This is a genomic window from Bradyrhizobium sp. JYMT SZCCT0180 (assembly GCF_018130165.1).
GTDB lineage: Bacteria > Pseudomonadota > Alphaproteobacteria > Rhizobiales > Xanthobacteraceae > Bradyrhizobium.
On the sequence record NZ_JAFCLZ010000009.1, the window covers coordinates 94951 to 111538 of the forward strand.

Genomic DNA, 16588 nt, shown 5'->3' on the forward strand with positions numbered 1-16588 from the left:
GGCCAATGACCGCGATGATCGACATAACCAACGCCGAAAAAACCTTCACCATGCATCTGCAGGGCGGCGTCGAACTGCCCGTGGTGCGCGGGGTCTCGTTTCACGTCGCGCCTGGCGAATGCGTGGTGCTGTCGGGACCGTCGGGCGCCGGCAAATCCTCAATCCTGAAGATGATCTTCGGCAATTACCGCTGCGACGGCGGACGGATCGGCATCCGCCACCAGGGCACCGTGATCGATCTCGCCACCGCCGAGCCGCGACAGGTGCTCAGCGTGCGCCGTTCCACCATCGGCTATGTCAGCCAGTTCTTGCGGGCGGTGCCGCGCGTGGCGACCATCGACGTCGTGGCGGAGCCCCTGATCGTGAACGGGATCGCCCGTGCAGAGGCACGGGAGCAGGCCGGCACGCTGCTGCGCCGGCTGAACATCCCTGAGCGGCTGTGGGCGCTGCCGCCCTCGACGTTCTCGGGCGGCGAGCAGCAGCGCGTCAATATCGCCCGCGGCTTCATATCCGATCTGCCGATCCTGCTGCTGGACGAGCCGACGGCATCGCTCGACGCCGCCAATCGCGCCGTCGTGGTTGAACTGATCGATCAGAAGAAACATCAGGGGGTGGCGATGGTCGCGATCGTCCATGACGACGAGATCCGCCATTTGATCGCGGACCGGATCGTCGATGTGACGTCGTTTGCCTCGGCGGCATAGGGAAGAGAAGTGAGATGAGCGCAACCAAGCACGAAACCATTTTGGGCAATGCCGGCCTCGTCCTCGCCGATCGCGTGATCGCGCGCGGCTGGGTCGCCATTGCTGATGGCCGCATCGCCGAGTTCGGCGAGGGCGATGCCCCCGGGCGAGCGGAGGATGCCGCCGGCGACCTCATCATGCCGGGCCTGATTGAGCTGCACACCGACCATCTCGAAGCGCACTACGTGCCGCGGCCAAAAGTGTTCTGGGATCCGATCGCCGCGGTCGTCTCCTATGACGGGCAATTGGCAACTTCGGGGATCACCACCGTGCTGGACTCGCTGCGGGTATGGCGCGAGGACGGCGCCGAGGAGGTCGACGGCAGGGCAGGCGTGCTCGCCAAGGCGATCACGACGGCGCGTGAGGAAAATCTGCTGCGTGCCGATCACTTCCTGCATCTGCGCTGCGAAATCCCGATGCCCAGCGTCGTCGAGGAAGCCAAGGAGCTGATCGACCGGCCGGACATCCGGCTGATGTCGCTGATGGACCACACGCCGGGGCAGCGCCAGTTCCGCGATGAAGGAAAGCTGCGCGACTATTACCGCGGCAAGAACGGCGGCAAGACCGACGCCGAGCTCGACGTGCTGTTCGAGCGGCGCTTTGTGTACCAGAAGACCTATGCCGCGGCCAATATGCGCGAGATCGTGGCCCTCGCGCATCAATACGCGATACCGCTCGCCAGCCATGACGACACGACGGAGGAAAACGTCATCGACGCCGTGCGCGACGGGGTCGCGGTGGCCGAGTTTCCGACCACGATGGAAGCCGCGCGCGGCTTGCACCAGGCCGGCATCGGCATCCTGATGGGTGCGCCGAACGTGGTGCGCGGCGGCTCGCATTCCGGCAACATCGCCGCCGTCGATCTCGCCCGCGAGGGGCTGCTGGACATCCTGTCGTCCGACTACATTCCCTCGAGCCTGTTGATGGCCGCCCTGCAATTGCCGCGGCATGTTCCTGCCATTGATCTCGCCTCTGCCGTTCGCACCGTCACCAAGGCGCCTGCCGAGGCGGTGGGACTTACGGACCGCGGCGAAATCGCGGTCGGCAAACGCGCCGATCTGATCAGGGTGCATGTGGCGCGCGACATCCCGGTGGTGCGCAGCGTCTGGCGGGAAGGGCAGCGTGTGGCATGACCGACATACTCACGACATCGACGGGCCATGCGGACGCGATCGGACCGGGCCGGCTCATCCTGGTGGTCGGGCCGAGCGGCGCCGGCAAGGATACGCTGCTTGGGCTTGCCAAGGCGGCCTGCGCTGATGATGGCTCCATCGCATTCCCGCGCCGCGTGATCACGCGGCAGGCCTCGGCCTCCGAGGACAATGAAGAGGTCAGCGCCGGCACGTTCGAGGCGGCGTTGGCGCGCGACGAATATGCCATGCACTGGGAAGCGCACGGCCACCGCTATGCGATATCGCGCGCCATCGACGACGAAATCCGCGCCGGGCACACGGTTGTCGCCAATGTTTCGCGTACCATTATTTCAGCGATGCGCCGCGCCTATGCCGACGTCACGGTGATCTTGATCACCGCGCCGCCGAACGTTCTGGCGGAGCGCCTGGCGATGCGAAACCGTGGCAGCGACGGCAGGATCGAGCACCGGCTGAGCCGGACGGTGGATGAGGCCGCGCCTGACGTCACCATCGTCAACACCGGCAGCGCCGAGTTTCACGCGCGTCAGCTGGTGCGCGCGATCAAGGGTGAGAAGTGGGACGAGTAGATAGCGTTTTCAAGCGAAGTGGATAGCGGTTCGCGTGAAGAAAACGCGTCAAAAAGAGAATCCGGAGAAGCGATGACCGTAGTCTCGACGATCGAACAACTCGAGGCCATCTATGGCTTTCCGAATGATGCTTCGACGGTCAAGGTCGCGGACCGCGTGACCCCGTCCTATCGGGCGCTGATGGATCAGTCGCCGTTCGTGGCGCTGGCGACCTGCGGGCCGGAGGGGCTGGATTGCTCGCCCCGCGGCGACCTGCCGGGCTTCGTGCGCTTCCATGATGAGAAGACCCTGATGATGCCGGATCGCCGTGGCAACAACCGCTGCGATTCCCTGCGCAATATCGTGCGCGACCCACGGGTGGCGCTGCTGTTCCTGATACCGGGCTCCGGCAGCACGCTGCGCGTCAACGGCCGCGCGCATGTTTCCGCCGAGCCTGAGCTGCTGGCGTCGTTCAAGATGGACGGCAAGGCGCCGCGCACGGTGATCGTCATGACAGTGGACGAGATCTATTTCCAGTGCGCCCGCGCCATCGTCCGCGCCGATCTCTGGAATCCCGACAAGCGCGTCGATCCGAAGACCTTGCCGACGCCAGGCGATATCTTGGCCGAGATGAGCAACAACACCGTGGGCGGCGAGAAATACGACCGTGAATGGCCGGAGCGCGCGCGGCAGACGATGTGGTGAAGGCCGGTTAGGGGACGCCGTTCGCTTTCCGGTTTAATAGCTACGTCTCCACTCCGGCAGGTCGGTTTCGCTTCGCTGATTTCCGCACATGCGTTGCTGCGTTGCATGGGGATATGGGCCGCTATCCTCATCTATTTGGGGGAGGCCACTCGGCTTGACCGGCCTCACGATTATCGTGACACTTCGGGTCGCCAGTCTCCGCGGGGGCGGAGGTGGCATTTCCAATAGGGAGGTTTTGATGGTTCGTTTTTCAGCTATCGTTGCAATTGCGTTTGCGCTCGCTGTTTTCGTCGGGGGATCGCTTGCGCAGGCCCAGAAGGCCTCAGACCCAAAGAGCCAGCCCGGTAGCGGCCAGTGCCGGCTTTCAAACGGGCAAAAATGCTGATCTGATTCGACCAGCCAGCGCGTAACGCTGGTGGTTCTGGGCTCGCCGGCCATGCCGGTGAGCCCATTTTCGTGCCGGGTACTACCCTTGATTCGCGACCGCGGGGCCCTGATTTGTGGCGCTGCTGATGAAAGCATTGAACCGCAGGGCGCCCTCGCCAAATCTCTTCAGAAACTCGGCCGTGCTCGCCTCGGTTTCGGGCAAGACATTGTCCACAAGCCCGCCACCCGCAACGGACCCTAGTTCCTCAACGCTCAGTTCGCGATTTTCGCTGGTCATTGTCTCGCACCATCTTTGCGATGTCTCGGCAGGCTCCGATCATGGCGGATCGCGATCAACGGAGATGTGACGTAAATCACGAACGAAGGAGGCCGCCGGAGTGGTGGGTTCTTTTACGGTTTTTGCCCGACTGCGTGTTCTGAATGGGTCCGCAGGACGGGCGCTAGATTCCGTGGCTATGCCGCATCTTCAGAATCTGAACTGACTTCGGAAGCTCGATCAGAAAATCCTTGTCGCGCTCCAGGTGATGAATCCTGGATGGGTCTCCACCCGTGAACCTGCTCATCGATTCCAGGCTCTCCCAATAAGAGATGGTGACAAACTCGGTCTCGTTTTGTCTGTCCTCCCTGAACGTCTGGACGGCGAGGGCCTTCTCGATCAGCGGCTTGATGCCGACCTCGTAATTGTAGGCCTCGTATTCGTCTGCCACGTCTGGAGTAGTCCTCCCGCGCCAAACGCGGACGATCTGGGGTTTGGTCATGTTAGGCCTCCGTTCGGAGAACCCGCTTCGGGAAAAACCGTTCCAACACCTCAACAGGGCCCCGAGTCCCCCTTTCTTTATTGAGGGCCTGCCATCCAGGCACATTACCGGTTGTTCAGAAATCCGCCGACGAAACACAGCTGAAACAATCGCGAAACCAAATCGCCATGAACCCCTCGAAATCTTAGGCCGACTAACCTTCGAACAGGAGATGATGACGATGATTAAAGTTGGCTCGAAGGAAGAAGTTGCCCTGCTGCTCGCATTGTTTGGCGTGCTCGATCTGCCGGTTCAGGCGCCGAAGAAGCGCAAATGACACTGCTGGTCGCCCCACTGTTGTTTGTCTTGCTGGGCGTCGGGGCAGTCAAAGCCAAAAAGGCAGGCCTCTCCGGCTGGGAGGTCTTCCTCATGGTGGCCGTCGGCAGCCTGTGCATTCTCGTGGTGACGTTGGGAATCCTGATGTGGGGATTTCGTAACTTCGGTTAGTTGCTGGTGCGGGGTGGGACCAGGCTCCATCCTGATGCAGGCGCGACCGCTCGATTTTGTTTGGACAATCCCAGGCATCACCGTGCTGGCGGCACCCACTGCGAACATCAGTTCTGGCTCGCCCATCACCCTCAGACAATTTTCCCGGCAAGGCCGCAGCGCGCAACGCCTGTGGCCTTTTTCATTTGCCATCAAAGCCGGCGCAAATAACCCGCGGGCATCACACCCGCGGCCACTCCCACAGCGTATGCGATTGCAAAGCCGACGGTGCGGGCGCCGCTTCTGTCCTTCAAGCGACTTGGATCACCACTAACTCGAGGTGATCCGAACTGGTTCGCAAGGGCTGAACCGACTTGCAGCAGCAATGCCCCGCGTTTTTCGAAACGCGCCAACCCCACTTGCCCCGCCGGGAATGGCGGGGCTTTTTCGTCGGCGCAAATGCGGATGTTGTCGTTCCCGAGGGGCGCCCAGCGGGTTGGCGGACTGTTGGCTATGTGCTCCAGCCTGCTGACCTATTCGGTCCAAATGCGCTCTCCGCACTGCCTGCATTCAAACATATGAATGACAACTCCGCTTTCAGATTCCATGATCGTTTTGAGAAGCGTGAGTCTTCCTGCGCAGAAGCGGCAGTCATGGTTTGATAGATCCCGAGCCGTGGCAATCTTCTCAGCTCGAAATAGCTCCATGACGCCCCCCTTCACACATAGGGTAGGATACGGAGTTCCGGTTTCGTGAGGCGTAAATGGGCAACAAGTGTTGCCCTTGGCGACAAAGTTAAAGACGAAGGTCAGTTGTCCACAGCAATCCATCGGCGCGCGCCGCCGTTGCTGAGGCGGGCCCTTGCGCTTGTCGATGGTGCAGTGCCGCGCTCCGCTGCATACGTCAGCATTTCCGCGGCGGTCGTGACTGCCGGCATATCGCGTTCTGATTTGGGGACGGTCTTTGCGAGATAGGCAACCGCTTCGCGCAGAGTGCGTAGCTGTGTGCCGTCTTGCGTCTCAATCGGCTCGTCAAACTCGCGCTGCGAACCGTCAGGCACTCGTTGAACTTTCTCGATATGTATGTGAGCTGACGCACAGTGCTCGATCGCGATAGATCAGACAACGCGGTTTCCCGTGGATGGAGGCTCAGCCATGACCGAATCTGCCAAGCGACGTGTAATAGTTGATGTGATAATCCTAGCGGTGGGGACGGCAATCTTGATCGTTTCTGCCTTTGTGGGCGTACTATAACTGAGGGGGCGGCTTTTCGCGTTCTCAGGCGAACAGTTCAGCGCCGTGAAGAACGCTTTGGAACGTAAACGGCGGCCAATGTGCTGACGGTCAGCCATGGCTTGGTCGACCAGCGTTCAGAGAATCCCGGAGGGCTTCAGCGGCCGAGAATGCCAGCTTCACAAGCTCCTCGCCCTGAAGCCTAGCTGGTCGCTTTAATAGTCGGTCCCACACCATCCAATTTGTGCCGCTGCCGTCTTGCCTAACAAGGAAGCGGGGTAGTGAGGATACAACCATGACAGCCTTCCGTGGCAAGGCGCGGCCGGGCGTGATCCCGGCCGCCCAGTCAATCGCGGCAGGACGAATTGGTTCCTAGCCGAACAGGTCGGTCCCGGCTTGGGTGAATTTAACGAACGTCCCGCTCTCGTGCAGCAACAGCCAACCGCGCGATATCGCTAGATCAAGCCCGGCTTTGTATTCGGCCGGGGTGGCGCGCTCCAAGTACAGCATCTGCGCGTTTATCTTCTCGATATAAATCTTTCCATCTACCGGCTCGGTCGCGTTGGCGATATCCAGCAGCCTGCGCGCGGCCTTTTCAGGATCCGAATAGGGGCGGTCAGTGCTGACCTTCATGCGTGCTGCGAATCCATATGCGCATCGTGAACGTGACGGTCGGTTACCGCTATATCGATCGCGGCGCCACAGAAACACCGTGCCTGTCTACTAGTTGATTGCGTCGGCAGCGGCAGGCCAGCTTCGTGCATAGCGTATTTCCAGGCCGTCCAGGCACGCTGGCGCCGGTACTCGATGAAATCGTCCTCGGTGCATCGCGGGAGACAATCTTTCCAAGCGGCTTCGAAGCCGGCCCGCGCCTGTTCGAAGGCGGCCGCGTAACCGCTGCGGGAAAGCCCCCGACGCGATGCAGGGTAGAAACCGACGTCCCATCTCCATTGTTTGGCTTTGACCGGCAGGCCGGACTGGATCGCGATCGTGCCGACCTGAACGTCACCGTGAAAGACGTGCCAGCAGTCGGAGCGTTCGGGGTGAGGGCGGCGGGTAAGGGAGGGCATGACCCATTGAAGCGCGCTCGCAGCGTCTAGACAAACGACTCCAGCGCTAGGGTTCGTATCTGTCGCGGCATACTCGGGATAGCGCTTTATCTTCAGCCGGAGTTGGACAAGCCGAACTGCTTTGCTCGTCTGTACCACCGTTGCAATCGAGCATAGACAGCTTGGCGTGTTCGATTCAGTTCAACAGCTATCTCGGCGGCTTCCTTTCCGGCATCGAGAAGCTCATCAAGATTCTGCTCCTCTTGGGAGGTCCAACGCCGTCTCGCTGGACTCGGAGCTGTCATTTCTTCGCCTTGGGTCGGGCTTTTGTGGGCGGTAGCGCTGCAGCCTCGCGCTCCAGCCGCTCGGCCTTGAGACGCTCGCGGTTTTTTGAGAACGCCTTTTGCGCGATCTCGTGCTCGGTCAATGCCTTTTCGGCGTCGACGTGGCGGAATGCCTTACGCGCTTCGCGCTCGGCTTTGCTCATCGGCTTCTGTGGTTCAGCTTTGCCCGGTGTCTTCGTCATTTCTTAGCCCCTTCAGCCAAGATCTCGACAAGGCCGCAGTTTTCCGCAATCAGAGTGTGTAGCGAGCAAGCGCGCGGAGGGCTCGTCCGCGGGTCCCAAAGCTTGGCGACAAGGACCCCGGGTGTCATCGGTGCGCCGCTCTCTTGCTCATCTATCGGGAGGTGCAGCCACGTACACGGTTCTAGGAGCGGCCTTGTCTGCGATGTGGGAGACGTTCCATGGTGATAAGAGAAAGAAAACAGCTACCAACGCAGTTGCACCCATTACCGCTAGCACAGTCGTACCCAGTCCCAGATCCGGACTAGAATTACACTCTTCCTGCATTATTTCTCCAAACGCCCCTGGTGTTCAACAAGCAGTACCAGGGAAACGTTCCTCCGGAACGAGCGCGTTATATTGCAAGGGGGGGCGAAGCCGACCCTCGCCAAAACCCCCAATCGAGGGTTTTGCGGTCGGCGCGTCCCGTGCGCGGATCATCCCTGAGGGGAGCTTGGCAAATCGCTGGATCAGTCCGTCGAATCTCGACTTCGGCGCAATAATCGCACCAGCTCAATTCTGTTACACAGGCCGCAGCGATATTGAATGATGTCACAGCCCTCAGTATCGGGGGAGCTTTTTTCGAGCTTCATTGTTTGGTCGCAGACGATGCACCTTATGAGGTCGATCAGCGGGCTCTTATCGTCGTTGCCCGCCGCCCTCACTTCCCTTTGGCCTTCAGCCCGCTCTCCGGCACGATCGCAAAACCTCGCTCTATGGCGGCCTTGAAAACGTCCTTCAGCCCAGGCTCCGCCATGACCTCGTCGGCTGCGTTAAAAGGTGTAATTTCCTGCCAGCGGGATCGAGGCCTCGTGTCAGGAAGTGCGGACTCCGACATGGCGTAAGCCAGACGCAGTTCTTGGCCATCTGGCATTCTCTCAACATACTTTCTTAGCCGGTTCACTTCTGTGCTTTCAGCGCCAACGTGCGGGATTCTGCAAAACCACCCAAATGACGAAAACGAGAGCTACAATAATCCAGATTTGAATTTTCTGTTTGCTCCAAATTTTCACTTCGCTTTCGCCTTTAGCCCCAGCTCTACAAGCCGGCGGATTGCTTCGGAGCGGTTTGGATCATCGATTTGCTTTGACGCCCAATCGTCGACTGCTTTTGCGGTCTCCGGCGGGAGGCGAACGGCGCTCACGGGGTAAACTCCACCCTTCTTCTTGGGTCGCCCAACTGGTTTTTTGTTTACAGAAATTGACTTCTTCATAATTTAAGTTTACAGAAATATCGAGCCGAGGGGAAGCGCTAACTTCCGTTCGGCCCTAACTCAGGCCAGCTGGAAGGGGAGGGACATGATGTCGTCGACCCCCATTGATACTTACGGCGTGCACGAGGTCTTCTGCGAAGCGTTGGCCGCCGCGTTGATCGCATCGACCCAAACCGCCGGCTCGTCTTCGTCATCACCCAACCGTCACTCTCCGGTGACGGCGGTCGCGAACAGGTCGCGGTGCTTAAGATCGCGATGTCTGCGGAGGCGGCGTTTCAGGCAGCCCAAGTGATCCTCAACGATGGCGGCCAGATCACAACAGCTTTGGACTCTGCCGCGACTACTTGGGCAAACTAGATGCTCACCGCGTCAGGCCCGCCGGTTCACGTCGGCGGGTTCTTCTTGCGGGGCTTCGTCAGGCTAATACGCTGCCAGCGGCCCTCACGCGGGCCTTGTATTGGATGCTGACCCACTTAGCCCCGCCCTTACCGGCGGGGCTTTTTCATGGAAACGGCCCCGACATCAAGTGCAAAATTTCGGGAACAAGTGGCAATGACGGGGTGTTGAGGGGCATGTCCGTTGTGGATGACGGACATCAGCCGAATGAGGCATCCCGTGAACACCGAGCCGGTCGCCGCAAGGACAAGGTACCGCTTGGGACTGCGTAGGTTCCGGCGCGACGTTCACTACGTTGCCGGGATCATGGTCCAATTCTTCGCTGCGATAGCTGAGAAAGAGACCAGGGTTTTGACCCGAGCATGGGTTCGTCTGTGCGCTCTTCTTTTCCTTGCGCTAGAGAAAGTCACGGCGCGAAGCGCGCTGAGGCCACCAGAGGGTCGAAACAGGCGCGGGCTTTCTTCTTGACGTCAGGAACGATCCGGCGCCTTAGGAATCGACTCTGAGCTCCCGGTATGCCCCTAAGCCTCCAACCGGGAGAAAACCCCCACTGGGTTGGCGGCCCCGCGTTGGCGTGCACCACGCGGGTGCCGTTTGCGCCGACGGCGCGCGGTCGGGTGAAGCTCGTCACGGCCCACGTGTGCGGGTGCGCTCGATGCCGTTGTTGATTTCGTTGATGCAGGCATCGACGGCGCTCTCCCTACTCAGAAATCGGGCTGGACTAACTATTGGGTTCGCGTCAGCCGTGAAGATAATCCAAATCCATATGGAAGGCTCGATCTGGCGAACGTCGTACTTGACCGTGCGGTGCTCCATGAGGAGGGAAGACACGGTGGCTTAGTTTGTTCCGGCAGGCTCCGATTGTACGCGGCGGACTAGCCCCTTGCGGACTTTACCGCATCGATCATCGCAAGCTCGACCTGATCCGCAAGGGTTGAGAGACGCAAGGCCAGCCGGTCAAACAGATCCCGCTTTGCCGGGTCCGTGGCCAGGTCGCTAATCAGTCTGCATTCGGCCGCGTCGGCCCTGAGCTTTTCTAATTGGCGTTGGTAGTCCTTCACGGCAGGCACTCAAGCTAGACATGAGCACACTCTAACACCGCTAACAAAAGCGACGACCCTGAAACACCAAGCACGCAGGGTTATTTGATCCCACTGCCGCCGTGTTGTTCAGCCTTGACGGTGAGTGCGATAGCCACGGCGAACAAAGCCAAGAGCGCTACGACCAACACCGCCCCCACGATGCCGATCGCACTAAGCGCAATGGTGACGGCGTCAAACTCTAAAGCTCGCGAGATGTGGACAGGTTGTGTACAGGTTAGAAAAAGTGCGCACCCTCCGACAGCGAAAATATCACATAAGTAATTGATTACATGGTGAGCGCGGAGGGACTCGAACCCTCGACCCCATGATTAAAAGTCACGTGCTCTACCGCCTGAGCTACGCGCTCACTCGACGCGCTGTGTAGGGGGCGGACCCCTGCGGGTCAATAGCACCGGCGTCAGAAAATGATGGGCTGTGCGATCCAAATTCCTGAGGTTCGGCTTGCGGTTAGTCCGGCTTCTTCAAGCTGGCTGCGCCGATCGATTCACCGTCCGTTAATTGGCTTCCCGGCGAATCTCGGATGCGACCGGCTGGGAGGGGCGCGCGACCGTCGGCAGCCGGACCGGGCGGATCCCGATCAGTTCCGCCGTCCGCACCGCGCTGTTGCGCCAGAAGGCGAACGAGTTGGTGCGGGAGTTTTCCAATAACGCGATCGCTACCGCGGCCAGGAACGGCAGGCTTTGCAACACCAGCACGGCAGCGAACACGTAGATTTCGTGCACCTGCTTGTACCCGTTCGTGACCACCAGCACGGCAGCGCCAATCAGCAGCAGCACGCCGATCACGGCTTCCCAGAACGCCTGGAATTCGATCGACATCCGCGACAGGCCGCCCTTGGAGGTGCGGGCAAAGGCGAGGTGCTCGGTGATCAGCCCCTGGGCAACGGCGCGCGACACGGTCCACTGCACGCTCATTGCCGCGATCATGGCGCCCAGCATCTGGCCGGCTTTGATCTTCACGCGCAGGCGATAGAGCGCGATGAAATGCACCAGCGAGACGACGAACGAGGCGATGATCGGAAACGTCAGGATCTTGTCGGGAACGGCGATGTCGGCAAACGCCACGATCGGAACCCAGATCAGGTTGAGGATCGCAACCACCACGCCAAGGCTCTCGGCGCCGAGCCAGTTCAGCCAGCCGAGCGAGAACTCCCGGCGTTGATCGGGGGTAAGCCGGCTCGCGCCGGGCAGGAAGCGCCGCCAGTGCTTCTTGACGATCTGGAATCCGCCATAGGCCCAGCGGTGGCGCTGCTTCTTGAACGCTTCATAGGTGTCGGGCAGCAGGCCCTCGCCATAGCGGACGTTGGTGTAATGCGTCAGCCAACCCTGTTGCTGGATGGTCAGGCCGAGATCGGTGTCCTCGCAGATGGTGTCGCTGGACCAGCCGCCAGCCATATCCATCGCGGAACGGCGGATCAGGCACATCGTGCCGTGCACGATGATCGCGTTGAACTCGTTGCGCTGGACCATGCCGATGTCGAAGAAGCCGGCATACTCGCCGTTCATGATGTAGTGCATCAGCGAGAGGTCGCCGTCGCGATGCTCCTGCGGCGCCTGCACCAGGCCGACGCGAGGGTCCGCGAACACAGGGACGAGGTCCTTCAGCCAGTCCGGATGCACGACATAGTCGGCGTCGATGATGCCGATGATTTCGGCATCCGCCGCGGTGCGCTCCATCGCGATGCGCAGCGCGCCGGCCTTGAAGCCCTGCACCTTCTCGGCGTTGATGAACTTGAATCGTTCACCGAGCGTACGGCAATGATCCTGGATCGGCTGCCAGAACGCCGGGTCGGGCGTGTTATTGATGATGCAGACGCATTCGAAGTTCGGATAGTCGAGCCGCGACACCGCATCGAGCGTCTGCTTCAGCATCTCGACCGGCTCGAAATAGGCGGGAATGTGGATCGACACCTTCGGGAAGGCGACGTTCTCGCCGATGGTGGCGGGCGCCAGCGGCGCGCTCTTGGTAATCAGCCGGCGTGGGCCGCGGCCGAAGGCGACCGCCGCAATCTCCTCGATTCGCGCCATCGCGATCAGGACCAGCGGCACCAGCAGAATCAGGCCCAGCGTCAGCGCGAAGGCCGAGCCGAATACGAAATAGTGCCCATCCCAATAGGCAAAGACGGTGGCCGTCCAGGCGCCGACGCCGTTTGCCGCGGCCGACAAAATAACGGCCTGCATGACCGTCGGCCGGTCGAGGCGCAGGATCGGCAGCGACAGCAGGATGCCGACGAGGACGGCGATCAGCGCGAGCTTCCAGTAGTTCTCGTTTACGATCGGGCCGGTCCAGGCGAATTTCGGTTCGCGCGACGCGTTCAGGATGCCCCAATAGGGGCCGACGCCGCCTTCGAAGAACTTCCAGGGCTGATCGATCGCCTCGACGATGTTGTAATCCATGCCGATGGCGTCGGCCCGGGCGACGAAGTTGCGCAGCACGGAAGCCTGCTGGAACGGACCCGGCTCGGCATTTCTCAAATTATAGCCCGCGCTCGGCCAGCCGAATTCGGCGATCACGATCCGCTTGCCCGGGAATTTCTCGCGCAGCAGCTGGTAGAGGTAGACCGCCTGGTCGACGGCCTGCTTGTCCGTGAAGTTTTCCCAATAGGGCAGCACGTGGGCGGCAATGAAGTCGACGGACGAGGCCAGTTCCGGATTGTCGCGCCAGATGTTCCAGATCTCGCCCGTGGTAACGGGAACATTGACCGATTTCTTGACCCGCTTGATGAGGTCGATCAGGTCCTCGACCTTTTGCTCGCCGCGGTAAATCACCTCGTTGCCGACGACGACGCCGATGACGTTGCTGTTGCGCTTGGCGAGGCTGATCGCCGCGTCGATTTCGCGTTCGTTGCGGTCGGAATTCTTGTCGATCCAGGCGCCGACGGTGACTTTGAGGCCGAACTCGGCAGCGATCGGCGGAACCAGTTCGACGCCGCCGGTCGAGGAGTACAGGCGGATCGCGCGCGTCATCGTCGACAGCTTCTTCAGGTCGGCGCGGATTTTCTCGACTTGCGGAATATTGTCGACGTCGGGATGCGCAGATCCCTCGAACGGCGCATAGGAGACGCTCGGCAAAATGCCGCGGAAATCGGGCGCCGGCTGCTTTTCCTGGAACAGACCCCACAACGCAGCATGAGCTGCGGTCACAAACAGCAGAACGGCGACGACGGCACGCATCGGTGGTTAAACCATACGGGGCCTAAAATGGGAGGAAAGCGAACCCGTCCCCTAGGTTCGACCGGCACGGCGGCGAGATTAAGGATAATCCTGCCGCACGAATTCACAACTGATATGACGCCATGGCGTTTTAAGGGCGCGGACTTGAACAAACGCTGAATAATCCCGTTCGTTCCGTGCGAGCGTTGCCGTTGATCCGACTGGCGATTTACTTCGCCGGTGCGGGGCTGGCGCTGGGGGCCGGCGAGGGGGATGCGGCTGGCGCTGGCGCCGCATTGCCGGCGGCCGCAGGCGCGGCCGGGCTGGCGGCAGCTGCCGCCGCCTGGGGCTGGGCGCCGGGATTGATCCAGCAGGCATGGATCCGGCTCGACAGGGTTTCGGCGACCTTGGGGTCGATCTGGCCGCCAAACCGGGTCAGGCAGCGGAAGGTGGCCTGAACATGGCCGCCGGGGCAGCCGAACCGGTCATAGAGGTCGAGGTGCCGGAACGCGGTATCGAGGTCGTCCAGCCACATCAGGCGGACCACGCGGCGGCCGAGCCAGACGCATTCCGGGTTTCCGGCCGGACCGTTGATGGCCTGCGTGGCCTCGACGAATTCGTCGGTCTTGCGCTGGTTGTCCCGGTTCACGTCGGCCGAACTAGCCGCCGCCGGCTTGCCGGGCTGGTCCGGGGCGGGGGTGCCGCTCTGGGCCAAAACCCCGCCTGATCCGATCAGGAGGACAAGGCCTGCAACGGCGAGGTGGCGCAAAACCGCACTTTTGAGATCAGGCCCACTTCGACGCATACATTCCCCGACTTGTTACATGGCCGCTGAATTACCGAAAAGGCAATTCCCACGGCTCGTGATGGCTTGGCTAGTTGCCGTCCAAATAGGTCTCCATTGCGGCGGAGACGCTGCCGGATTCCCATGACGGTTATTTCGGAATTTGTCCAGCAAAGTCACAACTTTATCATCACGTGGTAAAATCGTCGCAGGGAAGAGGTGGAGGAGGACTTTGATCTGCCCTTTGGACTAGCACTGGACCAGCTCTTTGGATCAGCTGTTTGGATTAGGTCTATCCTCCTGATAGATCACTCTTGGCAGAACGCCGGTGACCGGCTAATCGACGGTCCCCGCCCGGAGGATGGAACCGATTTCTTCTCGTACGCCGCTGGCGCTTCTCCTGACATCGCTAGGTATGATCGCGGCTTTGTGGTGGTGGCTGGCCACCCCGATCACGCTCGTGCGCGCCCCGATCGATCCCAACGCCAAATTGCAATGCGTCTCCTATGCGCCGTTCCGGGGCGAGCAGACGCCGCTGGTGCCGACCACGCATATCGATGCCGAACAGATCACCCAGGATCTGACGCAACTCGCCAAGATCACCGACTGCGTGCGCACCTATTCGATCGAGAACGGGCTCGACCAGGTTCCGGCCATCGCCGCCAAGGTCGGGCTCAAGGTCATTCAGGGTATCTGGCTGAGCAGCAACCGGATCAAGAACTATTCGCAGATCGCTGTCGCGGTCGGCCTGACCAAGGAATATCCGGGGGTCATTACCGCGCTGGTGGTCGGCAACGAAGTGCTGCTGCGCGGCGAGATGACGACGTCGGATCTCGCGGCCCATATCCGCGCGGTCAAGCCGCAGGTCACCATTCCCGTCACCTATGCCGATGTCTGGGAATTCTGGCTGCGCAACCGTGAGATCTACGACGCCGTCGACTTCGTCACGATTCATATCCTGCCGTATTGGGAAGACATGCCGGTGCGCGCGAAGTTTGCCGCCTCCCATGTCGATTCGATCCGCAAGCGGATGGCGGTCGCCTTTCCGGGCAAGGAGATCCTGATCGGCGAGACCGGCTGGCCCAGCGCCGGGCGGATGCGCGAGGGCGCGCTGCCGTCGCGCACCAACCAGGCGCGGGTGGTTTCCGAAATTCTCGACCTCGCCAAGCGCGAAGGCTTTCGCGTCAACCTGATCGAGGCCTACGACCAGCCGTGGAAGCGCCAACTTGAAGGCACCGTCGGCGGCTATTGGGGCCTGATCGACGCGGCGCAGCGCGCGGTGAAATATCCGCCCGGCGAGGCCATCAGCAATTTCCCGTTCTGGAAGCTGCAGATGGGCTGCGGCATGGCGCTCAGCTTTTTCGTGTTTTTCGCGGGCTGGCTGACGTTGCGGCGGCGGCCCTGGCAGCCGCGACTTGCCGCTTGGCTTGCGGTCGGCACCTCGGCGACAATCTCGGGCATGCTGCTCGGCGTCGCCGCCGACAAGATGTTCTACGAGAGTTACGGGACCGGCGGCTGGCTGCAATGGGGGGCGCTGCTGGCGGCCGCGATCGCGTCGCCGATGCTCTGCGCCAACGCTGCGATGTCCGGACGGCCGCTGCCGACCTTCCTCGAATTGCTCGGCCCGCGCGATGGCCGGACCGGATCGGTGCTGTCAGTGCTGCTCGGCCTGACGCTGGTCGTCGCCACGGTGATCGGCGCGGAGACCGCGCTCGGCTTTGCGTTCGATCCGCGCTATCGCGATTTTCCGTTCGCTTCGCTGACCATGGCCGTGGTGCCGTTTGCCGCCTTGATGCTGGTCAACCGGCCGAAGGAGGGCACGCGCCCGATCGCTGAATCGGCCTTTGCCGGACTGCTCGTGGTGACCACGCTCTATATCGGGCTGAACGAAGGCGCGCAGAACTGGCAGGCGATGTGGACCTGCGCGATCTACTTGCTGCTCGCGCTTACGCTGTGGCGGGCGCGGGCCGTGCAAATCCCAAAATAAGCAGCCCGATCGCGATCCCCGACAGCACGACATTATAAAGCACGATCCCGAGCCCGGCTGCGATCAGCCCGCCGGTCAGCAGCACGATCGACGGCCGCATCACGTGAAGCACCGCGATGATCAGGGCGACGATGCCGAACACTGAATTTTTGAACAGGGTGGTGGCGAGCGTGCGGGCCTTGCAGATCATCGTCTGCAAGCCGGCGTCGCACGCCAGCGCGACGGTCGAGAACTCGACCGCGAGATAGCGCAGATACAGCGCGTAGCCGACGGTGACGAAGCCGACCACCAACAGGAACTGCACCTGATAGGGCGTCAGCCGGAACGGAGTTTTTTTCACAGCGGCATTTTCT

The 16588-nt window shown here is 61.2% G+C and carries 15 protein-coding genes and 1 tRNA gene; 6 read left to right on the forward strand and 10 right to left on the reverse strand.

Annotation, left to right across the window (positions count from 1 at the left end; genetic code table 11):
* Positions 1 to 5: 5 nt before the first annotated feature.
* The 4 genes from phnL to JQ641_RS15300 all read left to right on the forward strand — a co-directional run bounded on the left by phnL (position 6) and on the right by JQ641_RS15300 (position 3147).
* Positions 6 to 704: a phosphonate C-P lyase system protein PhnL gene (gene phnL / locus JQ641_RS15285; protein WP_211996775.1), complete on the forward strand. Its 699-nt coding sequence runs from the start codon at positions 6 to 8 to the stop codon at positions 702 to 704.
* Positions 705 to 718: 14 nt separating this feature from the next.
* Positions 719 to 1876 carry an alpha-D-ribose 1-methylphosphonate 5-triphosphate diphosphatase gene (locus JQ641_RS15290; RefSeq protein ID WP_211996776.1) on the forward strand — a complete coding sequence of 386 codons (1158 nt, stop codon included), beginning with the start codon at positions 719 to 721 and terminating at the stop codon, positions 1874 to 1876.
* The gene (gene phnN / locus JQ641_RS15295) at positions 1873 to 2463 is read left to right on the forward strand and encodes a phosphonate metabolism protein/1,5-bisphosphokinase (PRPP-forming) PhnN (RefSeq protein ID WP_211996777.1); all 591 of its coding nucleotides are present in this window, start codon (positions 1873 to 1875) and stop codon (positions 2461 to 2463) included. The genes JQ641_RS15290 and phnN overlap by 4 nt, the downstream gene beginning before the upstream one ends.
* Positions 2464 to 2535: 72 nt before the next feature.
* A complete protein-coding gene (locus tag JQ641_RS15300) occupies positions 2536 to 3147 on the forward strand; it encodes a pyridoxamine 5'-phosphate oxidase family protein (RefSeq protein ID WP_211996778.1) in 612 nt (203 codons plus the stop codon).
* 466 nt (positions 3148 to 3613) lie between these two features.
* Here the strand turns inward: JQ641_RS15300 and JQ641_RS15305 are convergent, their stop codons facing one another.
* Both JQ641_RS15305 and JQ641_RS15310 read right to left on the reverse strand, forming a co-directional pair.
* On the reverse strand, positions 3614 to 3811 hold the full coding sequence (locus JQ641_RS15305) for a hypothetical protein (RefSeq protein WP_211996779.1): 198 nt from the start codon (positions 3809 to 3811) through the stop codon (positions 3614 to 3616).
* A 163-nt stretch (positions 3812 to 3974) separates the two neighbouring features.
* Positions 3975 to 4292 carry an antibiotic biosynthesis monooxygenase family protein gene (locus JQ641_RS15310; protein ID WP_211996780.1) on the reverse strand — a complete coding sequence of 106 codons (318 nt, stop codon included), beginning with the start codon at positions 4290 to 4292 and terminating at the stop codon, positions 3975 to 3977.
* A 312-nt stretch (positions 4293 to 4604) separates the two neighbouring features.
* Here JQ641_RS15310 and JQ641_RS15315 point away from each other — a divergent pair, with 312 nt between their 5' ends.
* Positions 4605 to 4778 (forward strand): hypothetical protein, encoded by a 174-nt coding sequence (locus JQ641_RS15315; RefSeq protein WP_192736054.1) that lies wholly within the window; start codon positions 4605 to 4607, stop codon positions 4776 to 4778.
* 1583 nt (positions 4779 to 6361) lie between these two features.
* Here the strand turns inward: JQ641_RS15315 and JQ641_RS15320 are convergent.
* The 7 genes from JQ641_RS15320 to JQ641_RS15350 form a co-directional block, all read right to left on the reverse strand.
* Entirely contained in the window at positions 6362 to 6622 is a 261-nt protein-coding gene (locus JQ641_RS15320) for a hypothetical protein (RefSeq protein ID WP_211996781.1), read from the reverse strand.
* A complete protein-coding gene (locus tag JQ641_RS15325; RefSeq protein WP_211996782.1) occupies positions 6619 to 7059 on the reverse strand; it encodes a hypothetical protein in 441 nt (146 codons plus the stop codon). Before JQ641_RS15325 ends, JQ641_RS15320 begins: the two co-directional genes overlap by 4 nt.
* Positions 7060 to 7339: 280 nt before the next feature.
* Positions 7340 to 7564 (reverse strand): hypothetical protein, encoded by a 225-nt coding sequence (locus JQ641_RS15330; protein WP_211996783.1) that lies wholly within the window; start codon positions 7562 to 7564, stop codon positions 7340 to 7342.
* Between the two features lie 2520 nt (positions 7565 to 10084).
* On the reverse strand, positions 10085 to 10270 hold the full coding sequence (locus JQ641_RS15335) for a hypothetical protein (protein WP_211996784.1): 186 nt from the start codon (positions 10268 to 10270) through the stop codon (positions 10085 to 10087).
* A 312-nt stretch (positions 10271 to 10582) separates the two neighbouring features.
* Positions 10583 to 10658: transfer RNA gene (locus JQ641_RS15340), tRNA-Lys, on the reverse strand.
* 148 nt (positions 10659 to 10806) lie between these two features.
* On the reverse strand, positions 10807 to 13485 hold the full coding sequence (locus JQ641_RS15345; protein ID WP_192736042.1) for a glycosyltransferase: 2679 nt from the start codon (positions 13483 to 13485) through the stop codon (positions 10807 to 10809).
* Between the two features lie 208 nt (positions 13486 to 13693).
* A complete protein-coding gene (locus tag JQ641_RS15350) occupies positions 13694 to 14269 on the reverse strand; it encodes a beta-1-3, beta-1-6-glucan biosynthesis protein (RefSeq protein WP_211996785.1) in 576 nt (191 codons plus the stop codon).
* A gap of 340 nt (positions 14270 to 14609) precedes the next feature.
* Between JQ641_RS15350 and JQ641_RS15355 the strand changes: the two genes are divergently transcribed.
* Positions 14610 to 16235: a glycoside hydrolase family 17 protein gene (locus JQ641_RS15355; RefSeq protein ID WP_211996786.1), complete on the forward strand. Its 1626-nt coding sequence runs from the start codon at positions 14610 to 14612 to the stop codon at positions 16233 to 16235.
* Here JQ641_RS15355 and JQ641_RS15360 read toward each other — a convergent pair.
* A complete protein-coding gene (locus JQ641_RS15360; protein ID WP_211996787.1) occupies positions 16195 to 16575 on the reverse strand; it encodes a hypothetical protein in 381 nt (126 codons plus the stop codon). The genes JQ641_RS15355 and JQ641_RS15360 overlap by 41 nt on opposite strands.
* Between the last annotated feature and the right edge of the window lie 13 nt (positions 16576 to 16588).